The 22,319-nt window shown below is 41.5% G+C and carries 22 protein-coding genes and 1 other annotated feature; of the genes, 2 read left to right on the top strand and 20 right to left on the bottom strand.

Annotation, left to right across the window (positions count from 1 at the left end; genetic code table 11):
- Positions 1-16: 16 nt before the first annotated feature.
- Positions 17-913, bottom strand: coding sequence for a deoxyribonuclease IV (locus AC1DVK_RS04640; RefSeq protein ID WP_477625946.1), 897 nt, complete (start codon positions 911-913; stop codon positions 17-19).
- 12 nt (positions 914-925) lie between these two features.
- On the bottom strand, positions 926-2,239 hold the full coding sequence (locus AC1DVK_RS04635; RefSeq protein WP_410864206.1) for a DEAD/DEAH box helicase: 1,314 nt from the start codon (positions 2,237-2,239) through the stop codon (positions 926-928).
- 422 nt (positions 2,240-2,661) lie between these two features.
- Here AC1DVK_RS04635 and vrrA point away from each other — a divergent pair, with 422 nt between their 5' ends.
- Together vrrA and AC1DVK_RS04625 are read left to right on the top strand one after the other, a co-directional pair.
- Positions 2,662-3,360, top strand: a complete 699-nt coding sequence (vrrA, locus tag AC1DVK_RS04630) for a VrrA/YqfQ family protein (protein ID WP_477625945.1) — start codon at positions 2,662-2,664, stop codon at positions 3,358-3,360.
- Positions 3,361-3,484: 124 nt separating this feature from the next.
- Positions 3,485-4,429, top strand: coding sequence for a 4-hydroxy-3-methylbut-2-enyl diphosphate reductase (locus tag AC1DVK_RS04625; RefSeq protein WP_089361530.1), 945 nt, complete (start codon positions 3,485-3,487; stop codon positions 4,427-4,429).
- A gap of 45 nt (positions 4,430-4,474) precedes the next feature.
- On the opposite strand, the gene AC1DVK_RS04620 is transcribed toward AC1DVK_RS04625, so the two are convergent.
- From AC1DVK_RS04620 to AC1DVK_RS04535, 18 genes are all read right to left on the bottom strand, one after another.
- A complete protein-coding gene (locus AC1DVK_RS04620; RefSeq protein ID WP_089361531.1) occupies positions 4,475-5,593 on the bottom strand; it encodes a Nif3-like dinuclear metal center hexameric protein in 1,119 nt (372 codons plus the stop codon).
- Positions 5,590-6,297 carry a tRNA (adenine(22)-N(1))-methyltransferase gene (locus AC1DVK_RS04615; protein ID WP_089361532.1) on the bottom strand — a complete coding sequence of 236 codons (708 nt, stop codon included), beginning with the start codon at positions 6,295-6,297 and terminating at the stop codon, positions 5,590-5,592. Before AC1DVK_RS04615 ends, AC1DVK_RS04620 begins: the two co-directional genes overlap by 4 nt.
- Before the next feature lie 218 nt (positions 6,298-6,515).
- The gene (gene cccA, locus AC1DVK_RS04610) at positions 6,516-6,881 is read right to left on the bottom strand and encodes a cytochrome c550 (protein WP_061464090.1); all 366 of its coding nucleotides are present in this window, start codon (positions 6,879-6,881) and stop codon (positions 6,516-6,518) included.
- 219 nt (positions 6,882-7,100) lie between these two features.
- Positions 7,101-7,646 carry a hypothetical protein gene (locus tag AC1DVK_RS04605; protein ID WP_477625944.1) on the bottom strand — a complete coding sequence of 182 codons (546 nt, stop codon included), beginning with the start codon at positions 7,644-7,646 and terminating at the stop codon, positions 7,101-7,103.
- Between the two features lie 226 nt (positions 7,647-7,872).
- Positions 7,873-9,006 (bottom strand): RNA polymerase sigma factor RpoD, encoded by a 1,134-nt coding sequence (gene rpoD, locus AC1DVK_RS04600; RefSeq protein WP_477625943.1) that lies wholly within the window; start codon positions 9,004-9,006, stop codon positions 7,873-7,875.
- Positions 9,007-9,041: 35 nt separating this feature from the next.
- Entirely contained in the window at positions 9,042-10,847 is a 1,806-nt protein-coding gene (dnaG, locus tag AC1DVK_RS04595) for a DNA primase (RefSeq protein ID WP_155727533.1), read from the bottom strand.
- Between the two features lie 51 nt (positions 10,848-10,898).
- Positions 10,899-11,354 carry a YaiI/YqxD family protein gene (locus AC1DVK_RS04590; protein ID WP_061466148.1) on the bottom strand — a complete coding sequence of 152 codons (456 nt, stop codon included), beginning with the start codon at positions 11,352-11,354 and terminating at the stop codon, positions 10,899-10,901.
- 514 nt (positions 11,355-11,868) lie between these two features.
- Positions 11,869-12,720, bottom strand: coding sequence for a pyruvate, water dikinase regulatory protein (locus AC1DVK_RS04585; protein WP_289320047.1), 852 nt, complete (start codon positions 12,718-12,720; stop codon positions 11,869-11,871).
- A complete protein-coding gene (ccpN, locus tag AC1DVK_RS04580) occupies positions 12,707-13,381 on the bottom strand; it encodes a transcriptional regulator CcpN (RefSeq protein WP_155727348.1) in 675 nt (224 codons plus the stop codon). Before ccpN ends, AC1DVK_RS04585 begins: the two co-directional genes overlap by 14 nt.
- Before the next feature lie 127 nt (positions 13,382-13,508).
- Entirely contained in the window at positions 13,509-15,578 is a 2,070-nt protein-coding gene (glyS, locus tag AC1DVK_RS04575) for a glycine--tRNA ligase subunit beta (protein WP_477625942.1), read from the bottom strand.
- Entirely contained in the window at positions 15,565-16,461 is an 897-nt protein-coding gene (glyQ, locus tag AC1DVK_RS04570; protein ID WP_061464095.1) for a glycine--tRNA ligase subunit alpha, read from the bottom strand. The genes glyS and glyQ overlap by 14 nt, the downstream gene beginning before the upstream one ends.
- A gap of 94 nt (positions 16,462-16,555) precedes the next feature.
- Positions 16,556-16,732: a binding site (T-box leader), on the bottom strand.
- 58 nt (positions 16,733-16,790) lie between these two features.
- The gene (gene recO, locus AC1DVK_RS04565) at positions 16,791-17,543 is read right to left on the bottom strand and encodes a DNA repair protein RecO (protein WP_477625941.1); all 753 of its coding nucleotides are present in this window, start codon (positions 17,541-17,543) and stop codon (positions 16,791-16,793) included.
- A gap of 33 nt (positions 17,544-17,576) precedes the next feature.
- Positions 17,577-17,720, bottom strand: a complete 144-nt coding sequence (locus tag AC1DVK_RS04560; protein WP_081108859.1) for a YqzL family protein — start codon at positions 17,718-17,720, stop codon at positions 17,577-17,579.
- Between the two features lie 99 nt (positions 17,721-17,819).
- The gene (gene era, locus AC1DVK_RS04555) at positions 17,820-18,749 is read right to left on the bottom strand and encodes a GTPase Era (protein ID WP_061464097.1); all 930 of its coding nucleotides are present in this window, start codon (positions 18,747-18,749) and stop codon (positions 17,820-17,822) included.
- A complete protein-coding gene (locus tag AC1DVK_RS04550; protein WP_089361537.1) occupies positions 18,742-19,140 on the bottom strand; it encodes a cytidine deaminase in 399 nt (132 codons plus the stop codon). Before AC1DVK_RS04550 ends, era begins: the two co-directional genes overlap by 8 nt.
- A gap of 39 nt (positions 19,141-19,179) precedes the next feature.
- Positions 19,180-19,557, bottom strand: a complete 378-nt coding sequence (locus AC1DVK_RS04545) for a diacylglycerol kinase family protein (RefSeq protein ID WP_089361538.1) — start codon at positions 19,555-19,557, stop codon at positions 19,180-19,182.
- Entirely contained in the window at positions 19,535-20,011 is a 477-nt protein-coding gene (gene ybeY / locus AC1DVK_RS04540; RefSeq protein ID WP_089361539.1) for an rRNA maturation RNase YbeY, read from the bottom strand. The genes AC1DVK_RS04545 and ybeY overlap by 23 nt, the downstream gene beginning before the upstream one ends.
- Positions 20,008-22,179 carry an HD family phosphohydrolase gene (locus AC1DVK_RS04535; RefSeq protein ID WP_125160692.1) on the bottom strand — a complete coding sequence of 724 codons (2,172 nt, stop codon included), beginning with the start codon at positions 22,177-22,179 and terminating at the stop codon, positions 20,008-20,010. Before AC1DVK_RS04535 ends, ybeY begins: the two co-directional genes overlap by 4 nt.
- Positions 22,180-22,319: the final 140 nt, after the last annotated feature.

Genomic DNA, 22,319 nt, shown 5'->3' with positions numbered 1-22,319 from the left:
TCCCTTTCTATTATGATTATTGCTGAGATCCGATTTTTTCCAGTAAATCTTCTTCAAATTGATTATTCTTGAACATATCAATTTCAAATTTATAAGGGGCCTTTTTGTCTTTCTTGTCTTCCCCTACATAAGGTGTTTCCAGGATTTTTGGAACAGTGCTTAATTGCGGATGGTGGACAATATCATTCAACGCCTTAAAACCGATATGACCGAAGCCAATGTTTTCATGGCGGTCCTTACGCATGCCGCGTTCGTTTTTACTATCGTTTATATGAAGGACCTTGATGCGGTCAATACCGACCAATTTATCAAATTCATTCAGCACACCATCAAAATCCTCAATGATATTATATCCTGCATCGTGAGTATGGCAAGTATCGAAGCATACCGATAATTTTTCATTATGGGTCACACCATTAATGATCATCGCTAACTCCTCGAAAGACCGGCCACATTCAGTACCTTTACCCGCCATCGTTTCAAGGGCAATCCGAACTTTATCGTCGGCTGTCAGCACTTCATTCAAACCTTCGATGATTCTCTTTATTCCCAATTCACTGCCTGCACCAACATGCGCACCTGGATGAAGTACGATCTGCCTTGCACCTATCGCTTCGGTCCGATCGATTTCACTGCGTAAGAAGTTGACCCCCAACTCGTATGTGGCTGGATTCGTGGTATTTCCTATATTGATGATATATGGGGCATGGACTACGATGTCGCTTATTCCATTCTCCTCCATATGCAGTCTTCCGGCTTCAATATTTAAATCCTCGATTTTTTTACGTCTTGTATTTTGAGGGGCCCCCGTATAAATCATGAATGTGTTGGAGCCATATGAAGCCGCTTCTTGACTCGCAGCAAGAAGCATATTTTTCCCGCTCATTGAAACATGCGATCCAATCTTCAGCATCTGATTACTCCCCTATTTCTTTCTCTGTATACGACGTTCGCGTTTTTTAAAGTTTTCCACATCGCGTTGAATTTTCTTTTTGTATCCCGGCTTGACTTTAGTTGGCTTCTTGACGTGCCTGCTCGCTTTAACATCGATATCAGATTTTTGTTTTTTACGGTTTTTCCGTTTATTACGTTCGTCGATATCAACCCAATCACCGTTTTGGATATCGGCATCACGGAATTCGATGCCCATTTTTTCAAGGCGGTTCAATGAATCTTCATCGGATGTATCATAAATGGTAGTGGCAATGCCGGAATATCCTGCACGAGCAGTCCTTCCCGTCCTATGGATGTAAAAATCCAAATCTGATGGCAATTCATAGTTAATGATATGGCTTACACCTTCAATATCGATTCCACGGGAAGCCAGATCAGTCGCAACGATGAATTGATACTCTAAATCTTTGATTTGCTTCATCATTTTTTTACGCTCACGAGGTGTTAAATCCCCATGAATACGACCGACATTCAACCCTTTTTCAATCAAGGAATTAGCCACATGATCCGCCATTTTTTTTGTGTTCGTGAAAACTATCGCCAAATAAGGATTATAACGAACAATGATGTCATGAAGTAACTGCTCCCTGTTACGGTGGCGAAGCGGTACCAGAACATGTTCAATTTTCGCAGCTGTCGCCTGCTTCGGATTCACTTGAACATACTTAGGATTCTCCATATATTTATTCAAAAACGGCTTCAATTTTTCAGGAATGGTTGCCGAGAAGACAAGCATTTGAATTTTTTCAGCCATACGTGATGCAAACAAATCGACATCTTCAAGGAATCCCATGTCTAGCATAAGGTCCGCTTCATCGACTACAAGCATTTTTGCTGTATACACTTGTAAGGCCTGAGCCTCAACCAAATCCTTGATCCGGCCTGGCGTTCCGATTACCAACTGTGGCTGTGTCTTCAATTTATCTATCATTCGTTGTTTATCAGTACCACCGATGTAACAGCGGACTTGAATCTGCTCATCCTCAGGGAAATGGTCAGCAATTTTCAAAGCTTCTTTGTAGATTTGGTTCGCTAACTCACGGGTTGGTGCGGAAATAATCGCTTGAACCTCATTTTTACCAGCATCAAGCCTGTTCATAATCGGCAGCAAATAGGAATGTGTCTTTCCTGTACCTGTCTGCGACTGGCCAATTAAGCTACTTCCCTTTAAAAGCGACGGAAGCACACGCTCTTGAATTTCCGTCGGCTTATCGAACCCTAAAGTACGAACTGCATCTAGAATGTAGCTTTTCAAATTAAATCGTTCAAATTGGTTTTGTTTCATCAAAAAACTCCTTTATCCTGTCAGTCATTAGACATGTCCTGTTATTATAATAAATTTTACATAAAAAGCGCAAGCGCCTGGGTAGCTCGTGAAGAAAATAGGGATTGTCCCWTAAGGCGCTTTTTGCCTTGTGAGGGCAATCCTCTTTTTCACAGCGAGCTAGGCGCTGAAGCTGGATTTCATAAAAAGCGCAAGCGCTGAGGCTAGTTCTCTTAAAATGGACTCTTGCAAATGAAAAGCCCCTGTCCTGGTCATAGCGTATCCCCCGCAGACATGGAGCTAAAAGACTACCGTTACCATCTTACCTTCTTTCCGGTCACTTCACAACAGCCCAGTCACTCTTTCCTCAAACCTTTTTTGTCGAGCTGCATAATTTATATAGAAGAATACACCAGCATATAAAATCAGAGGAGGTGAAACCTATGTTCCCAGACAGAAATCGTCAACCCGGACCCGGTTTTCAGCCACCAAATGGTCGAAGGATGCAACAGCCGCCAATACCATTTAGTCAACCACCGCAAATCCCCAACCCTTATCAGCAGATGCGGCGGCCGATGGCACAAAACAGACCGCAGGGACCTCAAGGGCCTCAGGGGCCTCAAGGTTTCCGGGGTCCTTTCACCACACCGCAGCGGCAGGAAATGCCGCCAGCAAAGAAAGAAGGTCTATTGTCAAAGATACTCGGTAAGTCGAAACAAAGAACTGCTTCTCCCAACTTGTTTGCACCAGCTGCTCCCACTAACAAAAGTTCTTCAAGAAGCAGCGGAGGCGGCGGTATCTTAGAAACACTAAAAAACCCCGATTCCCTGAACAATATGCTCAACAACACGCAAAAGGTGTTGCAGGCAGCCGAACAATTCACCCCTATGGTGGAACAATATGGACCGGTAATTAAAAACTTGCCTTCCGTGTGGAAAGTTTTCCGGAACATATCATCAGCCGGTGAAACCGAGGACAAGAAAGCGGAAGTTGAAAGCGTGACTAATGTTAAGGCACAAAAAAATAATGAGGTAAAAACGGATTCGAAGGAAAAAGCAAAAGCTGAAGAAGATAAACCCATTCCCCAGGTTCGTACCAAAACCAAAAGGGAAAGGACATCAGGTCCCAAGCTTTATATTTAATGTTTTTAAAAATTTTATCAGGAACTGGCTTTATGCAAATAGGATGTTTTGTAATATCATCTATGGTCTTATATAATAGAAAGGTATAAAAGTGAGAGTTTTTTGCCTTGAGGAGGACACATAGATGAAAGTGATTAAAATTTCCCCGCGCGGCTATTGTTATGGCGTTGTCGATGCCATGGTCATCGCCCGAAATGCGGCTTTAGATAAAACCTTGCCACGCCCCATTTACATTTTGGGAATGATCGTGCATAACAAACATGTAACGGATGCGTTTGAAGAAGAAGGCATCATCACGTTGGACGGCAGCAACCGTCACGATATCATCGAAAAGGTCGACAGCGGAACCGTCATCTTTACTGCTCACGGCGTTTCCCCTGAGATTAGGAAGATTGCTGAGAAAAAAGGGCTTGTCACGCTAGATGCAACCTGTCCCGATGTTACCGCAACCCATGACTTAATACGGGAAAAAGAAGCGGAAGGCTATCAAATTATTTATATTGGCAAGAAAGGCCATCCGGAACCAGAGGGTGCAGTCGGAGTTGCTCCCGATGTCGTTCACCTCGTTCAAAAGGATGAAGACGTCGAAGCCTTGACATTGAATAGCGATAAGATCATTGTGACAAATCAAACAACGATGAGCCAATGGGATGTTTTGGATATCATGGATAAGGTTAAGGAAAAATTCCCACATGCCGAGGTCCATAAGGAAATTTGTTTAGCGACACAGGTACGTCAAGAAGCGGTTGCCAAGCAGGCTGGCGAAGCTGATGTTTTAATTGTCGTCGGTGATCCCAAGAGTAATAATTCAAACCGCCTTGCACAAGTATCCGAGGAAATTGCCAGCACGACAGCTTATCGAATCGCGGACATTTCCGAGCTGAACCTTGAATGGCTAAAAGATGCAGAAACGGTTGCCGTCACTTCAGGGGCATCAACACCCACTCCGATCACAAAGGAAGTTATAGCATTTCTAGAGCAATATGAAGCAAATGAAGAAACGACCTGGAATACCGAAAAGAAAACGCCATTGCATAAAATTTTACCTAAGATTAAAGTGAAAAAATGATCATGCACAAAAAAGGCAGCTGCCCTGGCTGCCTTTTTTCGTCTTTTAAATGAATCGGAAAGGGTCCGTATTCACCCGAGATGGAATGAATTCCACATCGTAGTTCTTTTTGTGACACATTTCTTCAAGGATTCGTGCAACGCCTTTTTTCATCACCTTTTCAACATTGTGGCCTGGGTCCACAATGTTCAAACCAATCATCATAGCGTCATGGGCTGTATGGTAATACATATCACCTGTAACATATACATCCGCACCCTTGAATTTCGCAGTCGTAAAGTATTTATTGCCGTCTCCGCCCAACACGGCCACTTTTTTTATCGGGCTTTGCAAATCTCCAACGACGCGCACCTTTTCAACATCAAGGGTCTGCTTCACATGTTCGGAAAATTGTTCAAGTGTCATTTCTTCAGCAAGCACGCCTATCTTTCCTAATCCAAGTGACTCCCCTTCATTTTCCAGTTTATAAATATCGTACGCAACTTCCTCATATGGGTGGGCTTTAATCATTGCAGAAAGCACTTTCTTCTCGATACTTTCCGGGAATATCGTTTCAACCCTCATTTCAGCTACTGCTTCAAGCTTTCCTTGGGAGCCAATTTCCGGTTCACTGCCTTCACCTGGCACGAAGCGTCCTGTACCTTCCACCGAAAACGAACACTGGCTGTAATTCCCGATTGATCCGGCCCCTGCCTTACCTAAGGCTTCCCTCACCTTTTGTTCGTCGGTCTTTGGAACATATACGACCAATTTCTTTAGAGCTGTCTCGTAAGTTGGAATCAATACCTCTGTATCCTGCAATTGTAGCGCTTCGGCAAGTAAATCATTCACTCCGCCCTTAGCGACATCCAAATTGGTATGTGCAGCATAAACAGCGATATCATGTTTGATCAGCTTTTCGATGATGCGGCCTCCAGCTGCGTTTGTATCGATCTTTTTCAATGGCCGGTAAATAAGCGGATGGTGGGCGATGATCAATTCCACTCCATGTTCTATCGCTTCGTCTACAACCTCTTCCAGCACATCAAGGGCAATCATCACTTTGGTAACCGGCTTATTGAGCTGTCCGACATGCAAACCGATTGGATCTCCCTCCATTGCATATTGCTTTGGGGAGAATTGTTCAAACATTTCAATGATTTTGTGACCATTTACGATCTTCAACCTTTAAGCACCTCCTCAATTACGGAAATTTGGGATATTAATTCATTGCGCTTTGTTTCAAGTCCGCTTCGTCCGCTTTCATCCAATTGTTCGATGATTCTTTCCAAATGTTTTTTCTCATGCTGCCATTTTTTTATGAAAATATCACTGAATTGCTCTCTTAAATATGGTCCGAAAATGAGACCTGTTTGCCTGTTTACATGATAAGGGCGAAGCGGTTCCCCTTTTTCAGCAATTAGGATTTCATAAATTTTCCCATCTTCCTCAAGGATTTCCTCTCCGCTAAGTTCCCAGCCATTATCGATTAGCCAACTGCGAACATTCGCTGCACCGACATTAGGCTGAAGGATAAGCCTTTCCGCCTTGCCGAGTTTCCCTTTTCCGCTTTCCAATATACTTGATATTAAAGTCCCTCCCATGCCTGCAATCGTAATGCATGTCGCTTCATCGGGATTCAATACTTCAAGCCCGTTTCCTTTACGGACCTCTATCTTGTCTCCAAGTCCCGTTATAGCCACTTGCTTGCGGGCTGACTGATAAGGCCCTTCTACTACCTCACCTGCTATAGCGCTGTCACACAGGCCGTTACTCACCGCATAGCACGGTAAGTATGCATGGTCGGAACCTATATCTGCAAGGATGCTTCCTTTTGGTATATGTATGGCAACACGTTCTAATCTCATCGATAGTTTTTCATGATTCATATTTATCAACTCTCTTAATTCAAATAATGTCTTACATTTAATTAGTTTCCCATTAAATTATAACAAGTTCAATCGAAAAATTACAGGAAGGAGAAATAGGGCCCCCTCCATCACTGGATAAAGGGAACCTTCCAGCTGGAATCTTCCTTTTTCGGAATAAAATAAAAACTGACCCAAAAAGGTCGCCATCAAACGATCTCCTGAGTCAGTTTCATGAATTACTTCAGTCCATGAATATATTTGGCCATGGCATCAATGTTCTGTTCTTCGACTAAACCTGATGGCATTGCACCCCGTCCATTAGTGATCACGTTTTTAACCTCGTCAACCGACAGGCGATCGCCAACTCCTTTTAGAGCAGGTCCGACGCCGCCTTGATAGGCGTTACCATGACAAGAGATACAGTTTTGCTTATAGATGTCCTCAGGTGATGCAGACGCACTTTCTTTTTCTTCTGTCTTTTCGCCGCCCTTTTTTTCCTTAGCAAGATCTTTGGCATCACCCAAACCTTTAAACGAAAGTAAAAACATAAGTCCAATACCAAAAACCATGATAATAATAAAAGGCATTACTGGATTGCGCATAGTATTTCCTCCCCTATGTAGAACCTAAACTTACCATATTTAATATTATATACAAACAACTATATATTATTTTACTTGAAAAGAGTTTCAAGTAAAAGCCCAAAAATAGAAGATATTATATAATTTCTTAAAATTGTCAAAAATTTATGTATATTTCCAAACATTTTCATTTCTTCTTACATATATTTCATAATACCCTAAATTCACCGTTTAAAACCGCTAAAATGTCTTTGATTTTATTATTAAAAAGTAAGCAATGACTATAGCCCCTAGGCTTCCCGCTATGGAGAAATGGAGCAGCTTCAGTTTTTTGCCCATTAAAATCCAGAGTCCGCAATTTATGAACAAGAAAACATAAAGGATACCCGCTTTGCCGGGTGCCATGAATTCTGCCAAACTGACTGTTAATAAAAGCAGTGATAACGCCATCCCCATCAACGCCATCTGAAAAATTATTTTCCAGCCGATAAAGCGGCGGACCGCCAGTCCAAAGGCAATGATAGAAATTGTTGTCACAAGCATTTGCATTCTTATGGGTATTTCAGTAAAATAATTCAAAAATACAATAAATGCAAAAAGGGCTCCAATCAACAGTCCTGAAAGAATGTCTTTCTTATCACTCCAGGTTTTATCAAAATTTGCAGGCGGTAGCTCGCCTTGACAGTATAATGCAAGCAGGTAATCACAATATTGCTCCGGAAGCATACGACTTTCCTTCCAGGAGTTTATTTCTTGAATGATGATTTTCTTTCTCATCTCATCCATGAATTTCACATCCTCATGCCGGTCATTTCTTTTTAACAGCTTTTTGCCGCTCTTTTAGGTTGTGGAAACTCTGGAAACTCAGTTATCGAGTTAAACCCATCTCCATTATATAGATAACTGGTTAAATTTTGTTCTTACGAGGAATTTTTTACATCAAACTTCAAAAAAAAAGCCACTCCCGAACGCTGGGCATTCAAAGAGGGCTCTGTAAAGGGCAAAATATATTTTATTCCAAGAAATCTTTCAAGCGTTTGCTGCGGCTTGGATGTCTCAGTTTTCGTAACGCCTTCGCTTCGATTTGACGGATACGCTCGCGGGTAACCCCAAACACCTTACCTACCTCTTCAAGTGTCCGAGTGCGGCCATCATCAAGTCCAAAGCGGAGTCTCAAGACGTTCTCCTCACGGTCAGTAAGTGTATCCAATACGTCTTCAAGCTGTTCTTTCAAAAGTTCATATGCTGCATGTTCTGATGGGGAAGTAGCATCCTGATCTTCAATGAAATCACCTAAATGGGAATCGTCTTCTTCACCTATTGGCGTTTCCAGGGAAACCGGCTCCTGAGCTATTTTCAAGATTTCACGAACTTTTTCAGGAGTTAAGTCCATATCTTCTGCAATTTCTTCCGGAGAAGGTTCACGTCCTAAATCCTGAAGAAGCTGTCTTTGGACACGGATCAATTTATTGATGGTTTCAACCATATGCACCGGTATCCGGATCGTTCTTGCTTGGTCGGCAATGGCACGGGTTATGGCTTGGCGAATCCACCATGTTGCATACGTACTGAATTTGAATCCCTTGCGGTAATCAAATTTTTCTACTGCTTTGATAAGTCCCATATTACCTTCCTGAATCAAATCAAGGAAAAGCATGCCGCGTCCGACATAGCGCTTGGCAATACTGACAACAAGACGAAGGTTAGCTTCAGCCAATCGGCGTTTCGCTTCTTCATCTCCATCCTCAATTCGCGTCGCCAGAGAGATTTCCTCTTCTGCCGATAAAAGGTCGACCYGTCCGATTTCCTTTAAGTACATACGGACTGGATCATTAATTTTAACGCCAGGAGGAACACTTAAATCATTTAAGTCAAACTCCTCTTCTTTTGCAAGTTTCTTCTCATCAGGATCATCTTCATCTTCGTCTTCCTCACCATCCGTGAGTATCTCGACGCCGTTTTCTGTTAACACCTCATAGAACTCATCCATTTGATCGGAATCTAACTCAAAACCGCCAATCATTTCAGCGATTTTTTCTAAAGTCAAAGAGCCTCGTTTTTTACCTAGCTCTATTAATTTTTCTTTAACCTGTTCAAGGCTAAATTCATTATCAACTTGTTTGGAACGTGCTGGTTTTTCAGCCATTAGTTCCCCTCCTTCCAGGACTTACACCTAAACGACTACAACATTTTACGCAATTTAATGATTTCCATGGCAATTTGTGCAGCAGCGACATAATCACTCCGTCTAACTGCATCTTTTTCTTCAACTTGTTTTTCTTTTATCTTTAACAACTTTTCATATTTCAACACTTGATTTATACAATCGGTCAGTTCTTTATCGGTAACTTCCTCATTCACTGACATCATTTCTATTTCCGAAACGATCCTTCTCAAGTTTGGATCCGGTAAATAAGTAAGGAAAAAGCTTGTATCCGGTTCGTGTCCATCTTCATAGAACGCATATAAATAGGTGATGATTGCCTGATGTTCGTCTACATGAAAGACCGTTTGCCCAAGCAGCTGCTGAATTTTAAAAGTCATATCCCTGCTTTTTAGCATATGGGCAATCAACTTCGTTTCAGCATTATGGTGAGCAGGCTTTAACTTATGCTCATATTGCAGGGCCATTTTCTTTTGGGCTGCAGGCTGCGGCAGTGCCCCCTTCTTGCGTTCCGTAAAGAACACCTGTCGCTGCTGCTGTTCCAGCGCATCCAATGATAGGGAAAATTCAGAGGATAACTGCCGGAGATAATGATCCCTCTCCACTGCATTGGGCAATCGCGAAATTTCTTTAAGGACTTCTTCGATATATTGAATTCGATCTCCTTCATTATTTACATTTTTCCCTCGACGCAAATAATGCATTTTGAATGCCATGTAGGTTAAACTGTCCCCTATTACTTCAGAAACAAAGCTTTTTTCACCGAATTCCTTTATGTAGTCATCGGGGTCCAAGTTATCAGGCATGTGAGCGACTTTCACGGAAAAGTCATGGTCCTGTAGCATATTAACTGCACGATTGGCTGCGTTCAATCCCGCAGAGTCCGAATCGTAGCAAATAAGTATCTGGTCAGTATTTCTTTTTAAAAGCTGGATATGCTGTTCCGTCAGGGCAGTCCCCATTGTAGCGACTGAATTTTCTACACCTGCACGAACAGCTGAAATACAATCGGCAAAGCCTTCAAAAATGACTACTTGTTCTTTCTTTCGTATGTGCGGTCTTGCATGATGGAAATTATATAAAGTTTTACTTTTATTAAAGATTGGCGTTTCAGGACTATTCAAATATTTGGGCTCATCGTCCCCCATCGCTCTCCCTGAAAACGCAATCGTATTTCCTTGATGATCCATAATTGGAAACATGACTCTATTTCTGAAACGGTCAAAATATGACTCGTCTTTTTCCCTGTAAATAATAAGCCCTGCCTGCTCCATGTATTCTGCTGGAAACCCACGTTTTAAAAGAAACTTGGATACGAAGTCCCATGAATCCAAAGAGTAGCCAATTTGGAACTTTTCTATCGTCTCTTCAGTGAACCCTCGTTTAAGTAAATATTCGAGAGCATCCTGGCCCTCCTTCGTGTTAACGAGGAGATGATGATAAAACTTTCGCAGCAGGTCATGGGCTTCAACCATTTGCTGAGAGCCTGCAGGCATGTTAGAACGCTTGGAATCCTTATTAATTTCAACATCCAAAGGAACATTTCCTTTTTCAGCTAAAACTTTTGCAGATTCCACAAAGTTGTAGCCTTCTATATCCATTAAGAAGGTAAAAATATTTCCGCCTGCCCCACAACCAAAACAGTGAAAGATTTGCTTTTCCGCTGAAACGGAAAACGAGGGCGAGTTTTCACCATGAAAAGGACAAAGGCCAAAATAATTGCGCCCTTGCTTCTTCAGCTGGACATACTCCCCAATTAAATCAACAATGTCAACAGCTTCGCGAATTTGGTTAATTTTTTCATCTTCTATACGGCCATTTATCATTTTTCCACCTTGCAATACTGGTGATAGTTTCTAATTCGATACTGTTTCCTAATTCCCTGCAAAGTTCGACAAAGTTTTCAAAAGTTTATTTGTAAAACATATACGGTCTTCCTTTGTGAATGCTTTCGGCCCTTTCGTATGTTTACCCTGCCTGCGGAGTTTCGCCGACTGATAACGCATATCCAATAACATGAAAATATTCTCTTCGGTGTATTCTTTTCCCCTAGGCGACAGAACATAAACGCTTTTAGGAAGCAGGGTCCCAGCCAAACCAATATCTGCAGTAACGACAATATCACCCTTTTTTACTGAATTTACTATATAAAGATCTGCCGCTTCTTTGTCTGCATCGACATATACCCATTTACCTTCAGGGTTATTCATCATATTTTTATATGATGCAACAAAACAGACTTCAACATCGTGCAATCCTGCACAATGAAGGATCTCGTCTTTCACCGGGCATGCATCGGCATCGACGTGTATGGTAGGTTTATTATTCATACCTTCTAATTCTACATCTTTCTGCATAATCCTTTTTCTCCCCTAAACTTTATGAAGATATAGTGAATTTTCAGCATTGGTTCATAGAGTTCCCTCTAAAGAAGCCAACATTTATTCTTCAAGGAATACCAGCTTTCTTAAGTGAAAGCGCCACTTTTCCCTTGAATAAGGCCCACCCATTTTGAATTATACGGAACATGTCGAATTATTTTTATGATAAAAACCTTGACATCTCATTAACCTTTAGTTTATTCCTTATTAATTAAGTCTAAACCTTAAGATTACTTTTTTCTCACAATTTTTTATTATAGTCTATTTGATTAGAAGATGCCAACATTTAAATTCCGATTTTATTTTCATGCAAATCAAGGGATTTTCATTTGGAAAAACAGAGGAATTATATGTATTTATTTTCAATTCATTCTTGATATTCCCTTTATTGACCTTGGCATTAAAATGTGAGCTGACACTTAAAGTGTCAAGCTCACATTTTGGTTTGCCTTGATTATATGGATCAACGATTTTTGTTTTGAAGGATATTGATGATCAAATTGGCTGTTTCTTCAACAGCTTTATTGGTTACATCAATAATTGGACAGTTCAGCCTTGATATGATTTTATCAAAGTATGTCAATTCTTCTTTTATTCGCTCCACATTTGCGTAAATCGCATGATCATTGAGCCCGAGTGACTTTAATCGTTCTTTGCGAATATGGTTCAGCTTTTCCGGACTGATCTTTAAACCAATGCATTTTTCAGGCGGCACCAAAAACAGCTCTTCTGGCGGTTCCACCTCAGGCACTAAAGGTACATTCGCCACTTTATAGCGTTTGTGGGCTAAATACTGTGATAACGGTGTTTTTGAAGTGCGTGAAACACCTACAAGGACGATATCAGCACGTAAAATGCCTCGGGGATCACGTCCATCATCATATTTCACTGCAAATTCAATGGCTTCCACACGCTTGAAATAATCATCATCCAGCTTTCTTACAAGACCAGGTTCATTAAGAGGCCCTTTTGGTGCCCTTTCCTGAAGGATGTCCATAAGCGGCCCTAAAATGTCATAAGCAGACAGGTTTTCTTTTTCGACCTGTGCTTTCATATACGCTCTAATAGCTGGCTTCACAAGGGTATAAGCAATGATCGCCCCATCTAATTTAGCCAGTGAAATCACTTCATCCACGTTTTGTTCATCTTCAATGTACGGAATTCGCTTTATGGAAAAAGCAGATCCCGAGAACTGGCTTGCAGCTGCTTTTGTAACCAATTCCGCTGTTTCCCCTACTGAATCCGATACAACATATATAATAGAACCGTTCATATTCTCCGTCATTCCTTTTGCAAGCCCCCTAATAGCCTTCATCAGCCAAAGCTACGAATGCTTTCGTAATATTGGTTTTTGTAATTCTTCCAATTACTTCATAGCCTTTTTCTGTGTCTTTGACGACCGGTAATGAGTCGATTTGCTTATCAATCAATTTTTTGGCAACATCAATCAAAAGGTCTTCTTTTGAACACATTGTAATATTGGGCATCCTAGTCATGATGATATTGACTGGAATGGAGTTAAGCTCTTGTTTCCCAATACTCGCACGCAACAAGTCTTTCCTTGATAAGACACCAACAAGCAATGCATGCTTATCGACAACGAACATTGTCCCGACATCTTCTAAAAACATCATGACGATTGCATCATATACGGAAATGCCCTCGTCAACAACGACCGGGATCGATTGGTAGTCTCGTACATAAAGATGGTTAAGGCTGTCGGTCAAAAGCTGTGTTCCTGACCTGCCTGTATAGAAATACCCGACCCGCGGCCTGGCATCAAGAAAACCTGCCATCGTCAATATGGCTAGATCTGGACGAAGAGTCGCCCTAGTAAGGTTCAATCTATCGGCAATATGCTCTCCAGTAATCGGTCCGTTTTCTTTTACAATTTGTAAAATCTGTTCCTGACGCTTATTCAGTTGGATTATAATCACCACCCCACTGCTTTCGCAGAGTAAAGTAACAAAAGTCATTCATTTAATAATTATATACTAAATTATTTAATAAGGGCATGTTTGTCCTATTTATTGACCATTTATCTTTTTATAGAAATCGGAAACCCTTGTTTAAAGTGTTTCCGATTTCCATACACCCTTTCAATTATGTAAGGATGATTTTATTCATGGCAGCAAAACCTGCAACCAAATCACTGATTTCCTTCATAAGAGATAAACGGTTACTGCGGATTGCTTCATCGTCTGCCATGACCATTGTATTCTCGAAATACGATTCTATTTCCGATTGGAGCGAAACAAGCTGTTCAAACCGCTCATTCTCATCTTTAGATTCAGTATAACGAATTGCTACATTTTGATATTTTTCGTATAGCGCTTTTTCTTGATCATTTTCAAAGAAAGTTGGATCGACTGTCACTTTATTGTCACATTTCACGGCAATGTTCATGACGCGGCTTAAAGCTTCCAGATTTTCTTTAAATCCTGCTTCGTCTTTTTTCGCATCCAAGACGTGTGCACGTTCCACGATGGAGTGGATATAACCGATCTCATTGACCAGAACTGCGTCAATCAAATCGTAACGGATTTGCTGTTCTTGCAGCAGGTGTTTGACACGCGCTTTAAAGAATGTGAACATATCAGATTTAACATCCTCAAGATCACGTTTTAAGATACCTTTTGATTCTACACCTTTAAGACCTATAACAATAAGCTCCTCTAAAGAGATATTCCATTTCTTCTCCGCTAGAATTTGGACGACACCGCTCGCCTGCCTTCTTAGTGCGTATGGATCCTGGGAACCTGTCGGAATGACGCCAATAGCGAAGAATGAAGACAAAGTATCAATTTTTTCAGCTAAACTAACAACCGCTCCAATGACAGAAGGCGGAACATTGTCATCCGCATGCCTCGGCATATAGTGTTCATTGATAGCTGCGGCCACTTCCTTGGTTTCTCCTTTTAGGAGTGCATATTTCTCACCCATATACCCTTGCAATTCAGGGAATTCATAAACCATATGGCTCACCAAATCGAACTTGGCAATTTCCGCTGCACGAAGGGCCATTTCTTTTTCCGCCTTTAAATTCAAGGCATCCGCAAGGACTCCGGTAACTGCAGTTACTCTGGCAGTTTTCTCAGCCAATGTACCAATTTCTTCATGATAAACGATGCTGTCCAGCTTTTTCAAAGCAGCCGAAATCTCTTTTTTCTGATCTTCCTTATAGAAGAATGCTGCATCCGATAGCCGTGCACGCAATACTTTTTCATTTCCTTTAGAAACCTTATCCAAATGGCGATCATCACCATTACGCACGGTTACAAAGAAAGCAAGTAGCTTGCCGTCCTGATCTTTGACAGGGAAATAACGTTGGTGCTCCTTCATTGAAGTGATCAGGACCTCTGGAGGAAGCTCAAGGAATTCTTCTTCGAAGTGTCCAAATAACACCGTTGGATACTCCACCAAATTATTGACTTCTTCAAGCAGTTCTTCATCGACCGGGATGATCCAGCCCTTTTCCTGCTCAAGCCCTTTAATCTGATCTAGAATAACTTGTCTGCGTTTATCCGGATCCGCCATTACAAATTGTTCTTTTAACGTTTCTTCGTACCGTGCCGGCTGCTCGATGATTGCGCTATCGCCCAAGAAACGATGTCCCTTTGTTTCACGGGCCGTCTCGACACCAGCGATGCTAAATGGCACCACTTCATTTCCGAATAAGGCAATCAGCCATTTAATCGGACGGACGAAGCGGAGCTCTTGATTGGCCCAACGCATGTTTTTCGGGAACGTCATGCCGCTGATGATTTCAGCAAGCTCAGATAAAAGCTGTACAGTCGGCTGTCCTTTTATGAATTTATTCACATGGGCATATTCCACACCCTTGAGTTCTTTAAAATAAATATCGTCTGAAGTCATGCCTTGGCCCCTGACAAATCCCAATGCGGCTTTAGACCAATTGCCTTCGCTGTCCAAAGCTATTTTCTTAGCCGGTCCTTTTGCTTCTTCTTCGATATCCTTTTGTGATTCTTCCACGTCTTTCACCAATATGGCCAAACGTCTTGGTGTGGAAAACGCTTCAACTTCTCCGAATTCAATCGCTTTTTCCGTTAGCCATTTCTGCACTTTATCTGATAGCTGTTTCATGGAAGCTGTCACAAAACGTGCTGGCAGCTCTTCCAATCCAATTTCCAATAACAAATCACGCTTGCTCATTTGTATTCTCCCCTTTCACTTTCAGAATCGGGAAGCCTAATTTTTCCCGCTCTTCATAGAAGGTTTTAGCGACCTTACGCGCTAGGTTACGGCAGCGGGCAATATATCCCGTTCTTTCCGTCACCGAGATGGCACCTTTGGCATCCAAAAGGTTAAACGTATGTGAACATTTCAAAACATAATCATAGGCAGGATGCACAAGCCCTTCTTCCATTTGGCGATGCGCTTCCTTTTCATACATCGTGAAAAGTTGAAACAGCATATCTAGGTCGGATGTTTCAAACGTATATTTTGAATGTTCGTATTCCGGCTGTCCAAATATATCCCGGACCGTGAATCCTTCTGTCCATTCCAGGTCAAATACGTTTTCCTTATCTTGAATGTAAGAGGCGAGACGTTCGATCCCGTATGTAATCTCCACGGAAACCGGCTTACATTCAAGGCCGCCCACTTGTTGGAAATATGTAAATTGCGTGATTTCCATTCCATCAAGCCATACTTCCCAACCGAGACCAGCACACCCTAGTGATGGGTTTTCCCAATTGTCCTCCACAAAACGAATATCATGCTCTAGCGGATTAATCCCTAACGCGCGCAATGAATCCAAATATAAATCTTGGATATTGTCAGGCGACGGCTTCATGATCACTTGGAACTGATGATGCTGATACAGCCGATTAGGGTTCTCGCCATAACGACCGTCAGCCGGACGGCGGGATGGCTCCACGTAAGCAACACTCCAAGGCTCAGGTCCAATGGCTCTCAGGAACGTGTATGGGCTCATCGTTCCTGCCCCTTTTTCTACATCATAAGCATTCATTAATATGCAGCCTTGTTCAGACCAATGCTTTTGTAACGTTAAAATCATATTTTGAATATTCATTGTACACCTCCAGGTTATTTAAACGGCTATTTAAAAATTAAGGATTGGAATCCTTTCACAGGCAAACAAAAAACTCCCGTCCCTATGCGAAATGCATAGGGACGAGAGTATACCCGCGGTTCCACCCTAATTGCCGTTTATAAAACGGCCTCTTTTCAAAGCAACATGCTCCGGAAACGCCCTTCCCTGTAAATCCATATCCCGGCTTCCACCGTCCCGGGTTCGCTTTTTATGGAGAATGACAGATACTCTTTTCCATCAACGCAATCTTCTTATTTTGATGATTAGAATTTTATACAAACTAGCATGGAATGTCAATAGGTCAGATCTTAAAACATATCTTTCATCGTATCAATCTGTTTTAGGAACTTTTTTGATTTCAAATGGAGACCGGAATATTCCTCATAATAAGCATCTATTATTTTCTGGATTTCCTTTTTCGTTTCAGGCTTAATGGAAATGTTTCCCAGCCTTGATAAATCGAAATAATAAAATATCCTCAGCAATTTGACGGCTGCAGGTGAAATTTTAAAATGATAGGGATCCTTCCCGAGACAGCGGTGACAAATAAAGCCCGCTTCCCGAAGCGAGAAGGCGAATTCCCCTTCCGTTTCGCCACAAACAGCACATTGATTCAGCACTGGGTTAATCCCATTGACGGGCAGCATCTTCATTTCAAAAATGAATTTCAAAACCTCTGCGTCATATTCTTCGTTTATGTAATGCAAGGTTTGCAAAAGCAATTCATACAAATATGGATTCGGTTTTTTATCATCGACGCTTTTATCAAGCAACTCAACAATATAAGAAGCATAAGCAGTCGCAAAAAGATCCTCCCGTATGTAACGGAGTGAATCGACCATTTCGCCTTGCTGAAGACTTCCGAGTCCGGTTGAAGTGGTTACAAGGAAATACCCGGAGCAAAAAAGCTGGGTGACGGCAGCAAGCCTGCTATTAGGTTTACTGGCTCCTCTTGCCATAACACCAATTTTTCCAAGCTCTCGGGTATATATAGTAATGATTTTGTTATTTTCTCCATATGCAGTTCGCCTTATGACAATGCCCTCACATTTTTGGAGCATACCAAGACACCACCCATGTTCGCCAAGACTAACCTATGAAACAGGAAAATCAATTTCTGCTAGCTCATCTTTCAATACCAAGGGTCTTTCCTGTCTTTCGACTTCTATCTCCTTAAACAGCAAATAGGTGTCCACATTACCTGTTTCACTAAATAATTCCCAGGTAAAATCCAACATATAAAGCCCACCTTTCATTTTTAACTAGCAATATGAATATCCGACCATATGATTAGCTTGACCGTTTTCCAAACTTTCATGACTCGTAAATTTTGTTAATTAATACTCGCTCTCATTGAAACCATAATCGCGAAGCTGGCTGGCTTTGTTACGCCAATCCTTCTGTACCTTTACCCAAAGTTCCAAGAAAACTTTCGAGCCCAATAAGTTTTCGATGTCCACCCTGGCACGGCTACCGACTTCTTTAAGCATTTTCCCTTGCTTTCCGATGACGATGCCTTTTTGTGAATCACGCTCGACAACGATCGTTGCCATGACATTAATGGTATCACTGTTATCCATTTTTTTAATTGAATCGATGACAACAGCCACTGAATGCGGAATTTCCTCACGCGTAAGGTGCAATACCTTCTCGCGGACCAATTCAGAAATGATAAAACGTTCCGGATGGTCGGTCACTTGGTCAGCTGGATAAAACTGGGGACCTTCAGGTAGGTGTTCCTTGATTTGTTCAAGCAATGTATCGACGTTATTTCCTTCAAGTGCAGAAATCGGAACGACTGCCGCAAAAGGGTAAAGCTGTTGATATTTTTCAATGATTGGTAGTAAATCATCTGGATGCATCGCATCTATTTTGTTTACAACCAGGAAAACAGGAGTTTTTACGGTTTGAAGTTTTTCGATGATAAACTCGTCACCGCGTCCGTATCCTTCAGTCGCATTGATCATGAAGAGAATCAAATCGACTTCTTTCAATGTATTCGTTGCCACTTTCATCATGAAATCCCCAAGCTTATGCTTTGGTTTATGAATGCCGGGTGTATCAATGAAAATCATTTGTGAATCGTTTTGCGTAAGTACGCCTTGAACCTTATTTCTTGTAGTTTGGGGTTTATCACTCATAATCGCGATCTTTTGACCGATGACCCGATTCAGAAATGTACTCTTTCCAACATTAGGTCGTCCAATTATCGAAATGAAACCTGATTTGTAACCTTTTACTTGTGTATCATCAAATAATTTATCCATTTAAATCCTCCGGTGAAAAAGCTCCTGGAAGCAATTCCTGTACTGTTAGTTCTTTTATATCCCCATTTAAGTTGGTCAAAACAACCGGCATATCCTGGTCGCACAGTTCTGAAATAACCTGCCTGCACGCCCCGCATGGAGAAACGGGACCATCGGTATCTGCCACGACTGCAAGTTTAGTGAACTTTTTATCGTTATGGGCATAAGCGCTGAATAAAGCGGTCCTTTCGGCACAATTACACATGCTGTACGCAGCATTTTCTATATTACAACCATGATAGACCTTCCCATCAGTGGTCAAAAGGGCTGCCCCCACTTTAAATTTGGAATAAGGTACATAAGCTTTTTCTCTAGCTTTTTTAGCTTCCTCAATCAATTCATTCGTATTCAATTCACATCTTCCTTTCAAATTGAGTACCATTTGGCCAACCTACAGGCCAAACTTAGGCAAAAAGATAATTAATCCAACTATTATGGAGAATATAGCATATATGAATACTGCGCCGGCTGCAATATCTTTTGCCTGCTTGGCTAGGGGATGGATTTGATCCGTCACAAGGTCAACTACCCTTTCAATCGCTGAATTAACGAGCTCTAACGTAATCGTACCGGCTATGGCCGCCAAAATGAAAAGCCATTCCATCCCATTCAATGAGAAATACCAGCCAAAGAAAACGACGATTGCCGTTAACGCGAAATGAATCTTAATGTTGCGTTCCGTTCGAACAGCCTCCAAAATTCCCTGACAGGCAAAAGAGAAACTTTTTAATAATGGATACCTTTTTTTACCCTTCTCTTGAAAGTCCATATTCTTCCAAGATCTCCTTTTGTTTCGTAAACATCTCTTTTTCATCTTCTTCATTCATGTGGTCGAAACCTAATAAATGAAGAAAGCCATGCAGTGCTAAAAATCCAAGTTCACGATCGAATGAATGCCCATATTCTTCAGCCTGCTCTTTCGTTCGTTCAATGGAAATGATGATATCGCCTAATATGCGGGGCATTTCCACCCCGACAATTTCCACTTCATCTTCCCCCATTTCTTCAAGTGCAAAAGAAATGACATCGGTTACTGAATCTTTATGACGATATTCTTTATTGATTTCCCGAATTCTCTCATTGTCTACAAATGTAACCGATAGCTCGGTATCTTTTTCAATGTTTTCTTTTTTAGCCGCAAATTGCAGAATGCTTTCAACAAGTCGCTGAGCTTCTTCCGTTACTTCGTTCGTTTCATCCATTAAATCGATAGCTAAAATCATTCTTTCACCTTCTGTCCTAATTTATCCGCCTCCGGATATTCAATCCTGGAGTGGAAGATACCATTAAGCGATTCACATAAGGAATGCTTCACGATACTCAATTCTCTCATAGTAATGTCACATTCATCAAATTGACCATCTTGAATCCTGTCCTGAATGATGAAACTTACCAGTTCTTCAATCTTCTCTGGGGTTGGGTGCTGCATCGATCTGACTGCAGCTTCCACACTATCGGCAATGCCTATTACAGCTACTTCCTTCATTATCGCCCTTGGCCCGGGATACCGGTAAGCCGATTCCAGTGTGGCATCATCCTGTTTTTTTGCCTTATGGTAGAAAAACTTCAATAAAGTTGTCCCATGATGCTGCTCTGCAATATCCACTATCTCTTTCGGGAATTTGTGGCTTCGCAGCATCTCACCGCCATCTACGGCATGAGCGATGATGATATCCCTGCTCGTTTCAGGCGGCAGCCGATCATGCGGGTTCTCCACGTTCATCTGATTTTCGATGAAGAAGTGCGGCCGTTTCGTTTTACCGATATCATGATAATAACTGCCGACCCTTGCCAGCAATCCATTAGATCCAATGGCTTCACAAGCCGATTCTGCCAAATTGGCGACCATTACACTGTGATGATAAGTCCCCGGAGCCTCAATCAAGATCTTCCGCAGTAACGGATGATTGGGGTTCGAAAGCTCGATAAGCTTAATAGATGATAAGATCCCGAAACCAGCCTCGAAAAACGGTAAAAGGCCCATGGTCAAAACAGCTGAACCAACTCCAGAACCTATCGCAGCAACAGCATAATATAAATACTCCATTCTAGTATAATGGCCGTCCATGATGAAGATGAGGGAAAATACGAATGCCATATTGATTAAAGACAATAGTAGCCCTGCAACCAGAACCTTTGATTTGAAATTGGGCCGCGATAAAATGATGATTGCCGTCAATCCCCCGAAAATGATATAAAGCCCCATCGAGAAATCCAGATTACCAGGCGTATCACCATTAAATATAATCGTACCATATGAGCCTAACAATATGATCATGGCTACCGCTAACTTATCGTTCAATAATATCTTGATGAGCATCGCCGCCATGGCACCCGGGAAAATGTATTCCAAATTCGAGTTTTTCAGGTCTGCCAGAATGCTGACCGTTTTCATGGTAGCCATTGAAAGGATAAAGACAAGACTGAAGATCAATAACTGATTGTACTTGTTATCCTTTTTGGAAATCGAAAAGTAGAAAAAGTAATAAAAAGCTGCAAAAGTCAGAAATATGAATAGCAGCAGGCCGATATACGGGTAAATGGTAGACTCCGTATTTAAAAAGCCTGCCAGTTCAAGCTGCCTATATACATCCCTGTCCACTAACTGGTTCTCTTCTACGATGATCTGTCCCTGGAGGATCCTGATTGGCTCCACGCTTTCGACCGCTTTCCGTCGCTGTTCCTCGGTTTTATCCTTATCGAAAAACACATTTTGAATGATTGCCGTGCGCGCCAGGGAATTGGAAGCTTTCTTCATATCGCTATTAATGCTCATATAGCCCAATTCCTCTACAACCTTTTTCTTGGCATTTTCGACGTCACTGGCAGCGATGCGGGAGCTCATCACATTATTCACGGCAGTAATGGTTGAATCTTTCGCTATTTTCAACTCATCTTCATCCGCCTGGACTAAGGCAAGGAAAACGGATTCCTCAATATTTTTATTGACTTCATCGGTCAATTTTTCTTTTAATATGGAAACTTTTTGAGCATCCGTCTTTATGGTCCCTTTTTTATTTTCTTTACCATCATCATCATGCTCTTTATCGGGGTCCGTTTCTTTATTCACCTCAATCGCTGAATCGAAGATGGATGAAATCAGATCGACTTTATTTTTGGCATATTCTTTTTTTAATGAATATACATCAGCCACCTGTTTTGAAATCTCTTCTTTTTCCTGTTCGGTCTTATAGGTATCTTCCACAGTCTTCGTTGAACGGATTGTTTGTTCCGAAGGCTTAAAAAGCTCTACCTCGACCTTTTCCGGCTTGACGTTGGAGAACATTAACCCATACGCAAACAAACCAAGTATGATAAACAATAACACTTGAAAAAAGCGATGGACCAACAGCCCTTTTATTTTAGTGAAAAATTTCTGGATACGATTCAAGGAAGGTCCTCCTAAAAAATGATGTTTATTATTCTAGATATGTAAAATCATAACAGTTTTCATGTAAATTTTCACCTCGTATTGATAAATGTAAACCTTCTTTCGTTCCATATCCACTTTTTAGCCAAAAAGATAGGTCA

This window comes from Peribacillus sp. P4_B1 (assembly GCF_056402395.1).
This window is presented reverse-complemented; position numbering and strand designations above follow the sequence as displayed.

What these genes read in the sequence shown, in the direction of transcription:
- AC1DVK_RS04640 (WP_477625946.1), bottom strand. Translation starts at nt 913, where the DNA reads ATGCTGAAGATTGGATCGCATGTTTCAATGAGCGGGAAAAATATGCTT.
- AC1DVK_RS04635 (WP_410864206.1), bottom strand. Translation starts at nt 2,239, where the DNA reads ATGAAACAAAACCAATTTGAACGATTTAATTTGAAAAGCTACATTCTA.
- vrrA (WP_477625945.1), top strand. Translation starts at nt 2,662, where the DNA reads ATGTTCCCAGACAGAAATCGTCAACCCGGACCCGGTTTTCAGCCACCA.
- AC1DVK_RS04625 (WP_089361530.1), top strand. Translation starts at nt 3,485, where the DNA reads ATGAAAGTGATTAAAATTTCCCCGCGCGGCTATTGTTATGGCGTTGTC.
- AC1DVK_RS04615 (WP_089361532.1), bottom strand. Translation starts at nt 6,297, where the DNA reads ATGAATCATGAAAAACTATCGATGAGATTAGAACGTGTTGCCATACAT.
- cccA (WP_061464090.1), bottom strand. Translation starts at nt 6,881, where the DNA reads ATGCGCAATCCAGTAATGCCTTTTATTATTATCATGGTTTTTGGTATT.
- AC1DVK_RS04605 (WP_477625944.1), bottom strand. Translation starts at nt 7,646, where the DNA reads ATGGATGAGATGAGAAAGAAAATCATCATTCAAGAAATAAACTCCTGG.
- AC1DVK_RS04590 (WP_061466148.1), bottom strand. Translation starts at nt 11,354, where the DNA reads ATGAATAATAAACCTACCATACACGTCGATGCCGATGCATGCCCGGTG.
- AC1DVK_RS04585 (WP_289320047.1), bottom strand. Translation starts at nt 12,720, where the DNA reads ATGAAGGCTATTAGGGGGCTTGCAAAAGGAATGACGGAGAATATGAAC.
- ccpN (WP_155727348.1), bottom strand. Translation starts at nt 13,381, where the DNA reads ATGACTTTTGTTACTTTACTCTGCGAAAGCAGTGGGGTGGTGATTATA.
- glyS (WP_477625942.1), bottom strand. Translation starts at nt 15,578, where the DNA reads ATGAGCAAGCGTGATTTGTTATTGGAAATTGGATTGGAAGAGCTGCCA.
- glyQ (WP_061464095.1), bottom strand. Translation starts at nt 16,461, where the DNA reads ATGAATATTCAAAATATGATTTTAACGTTACAAAAGCATTGGTCTGAA.
- recO (WP_477625941.1), bottom strand. Translation starts at nt 17,543, where the DNA reads ATGCTCCAAAAATGTGAGGGCATTGTCATAAGGCGAACTGCATATGGA.
- AC1DVK_RS04560 (WP_081108859.1), bottom strand. Translation starts at nt 17,720, where the DNA reads ATGTTGGATTTTACCTGGGAATTATTTAGTGAAACAGGTAATGTGGAC.
- era (WP_061464097.1), bottom strand. Translation starts at nt 18,749, where the DNA reads ATGGATAAATTATTTGATGATACACAAGTAAAAGGTTACAAATCAGGT.
- AC1DVK_RS04545 (WP_089361538.1), bottom strand. Translation starts at nt 19,557, where the DNA reads ATGGACTTTCAAGAGAAGGGTAAAAAAAGGTATCCATTATTAAAAAGT.
- ybeY (WP_089361539.1), bottom strand. Translation starts at nt 20,011, where the DNA reads ATGATTTTAGCTATCGATTTAATGGATGAAACGAACGAAGTAACGGAA.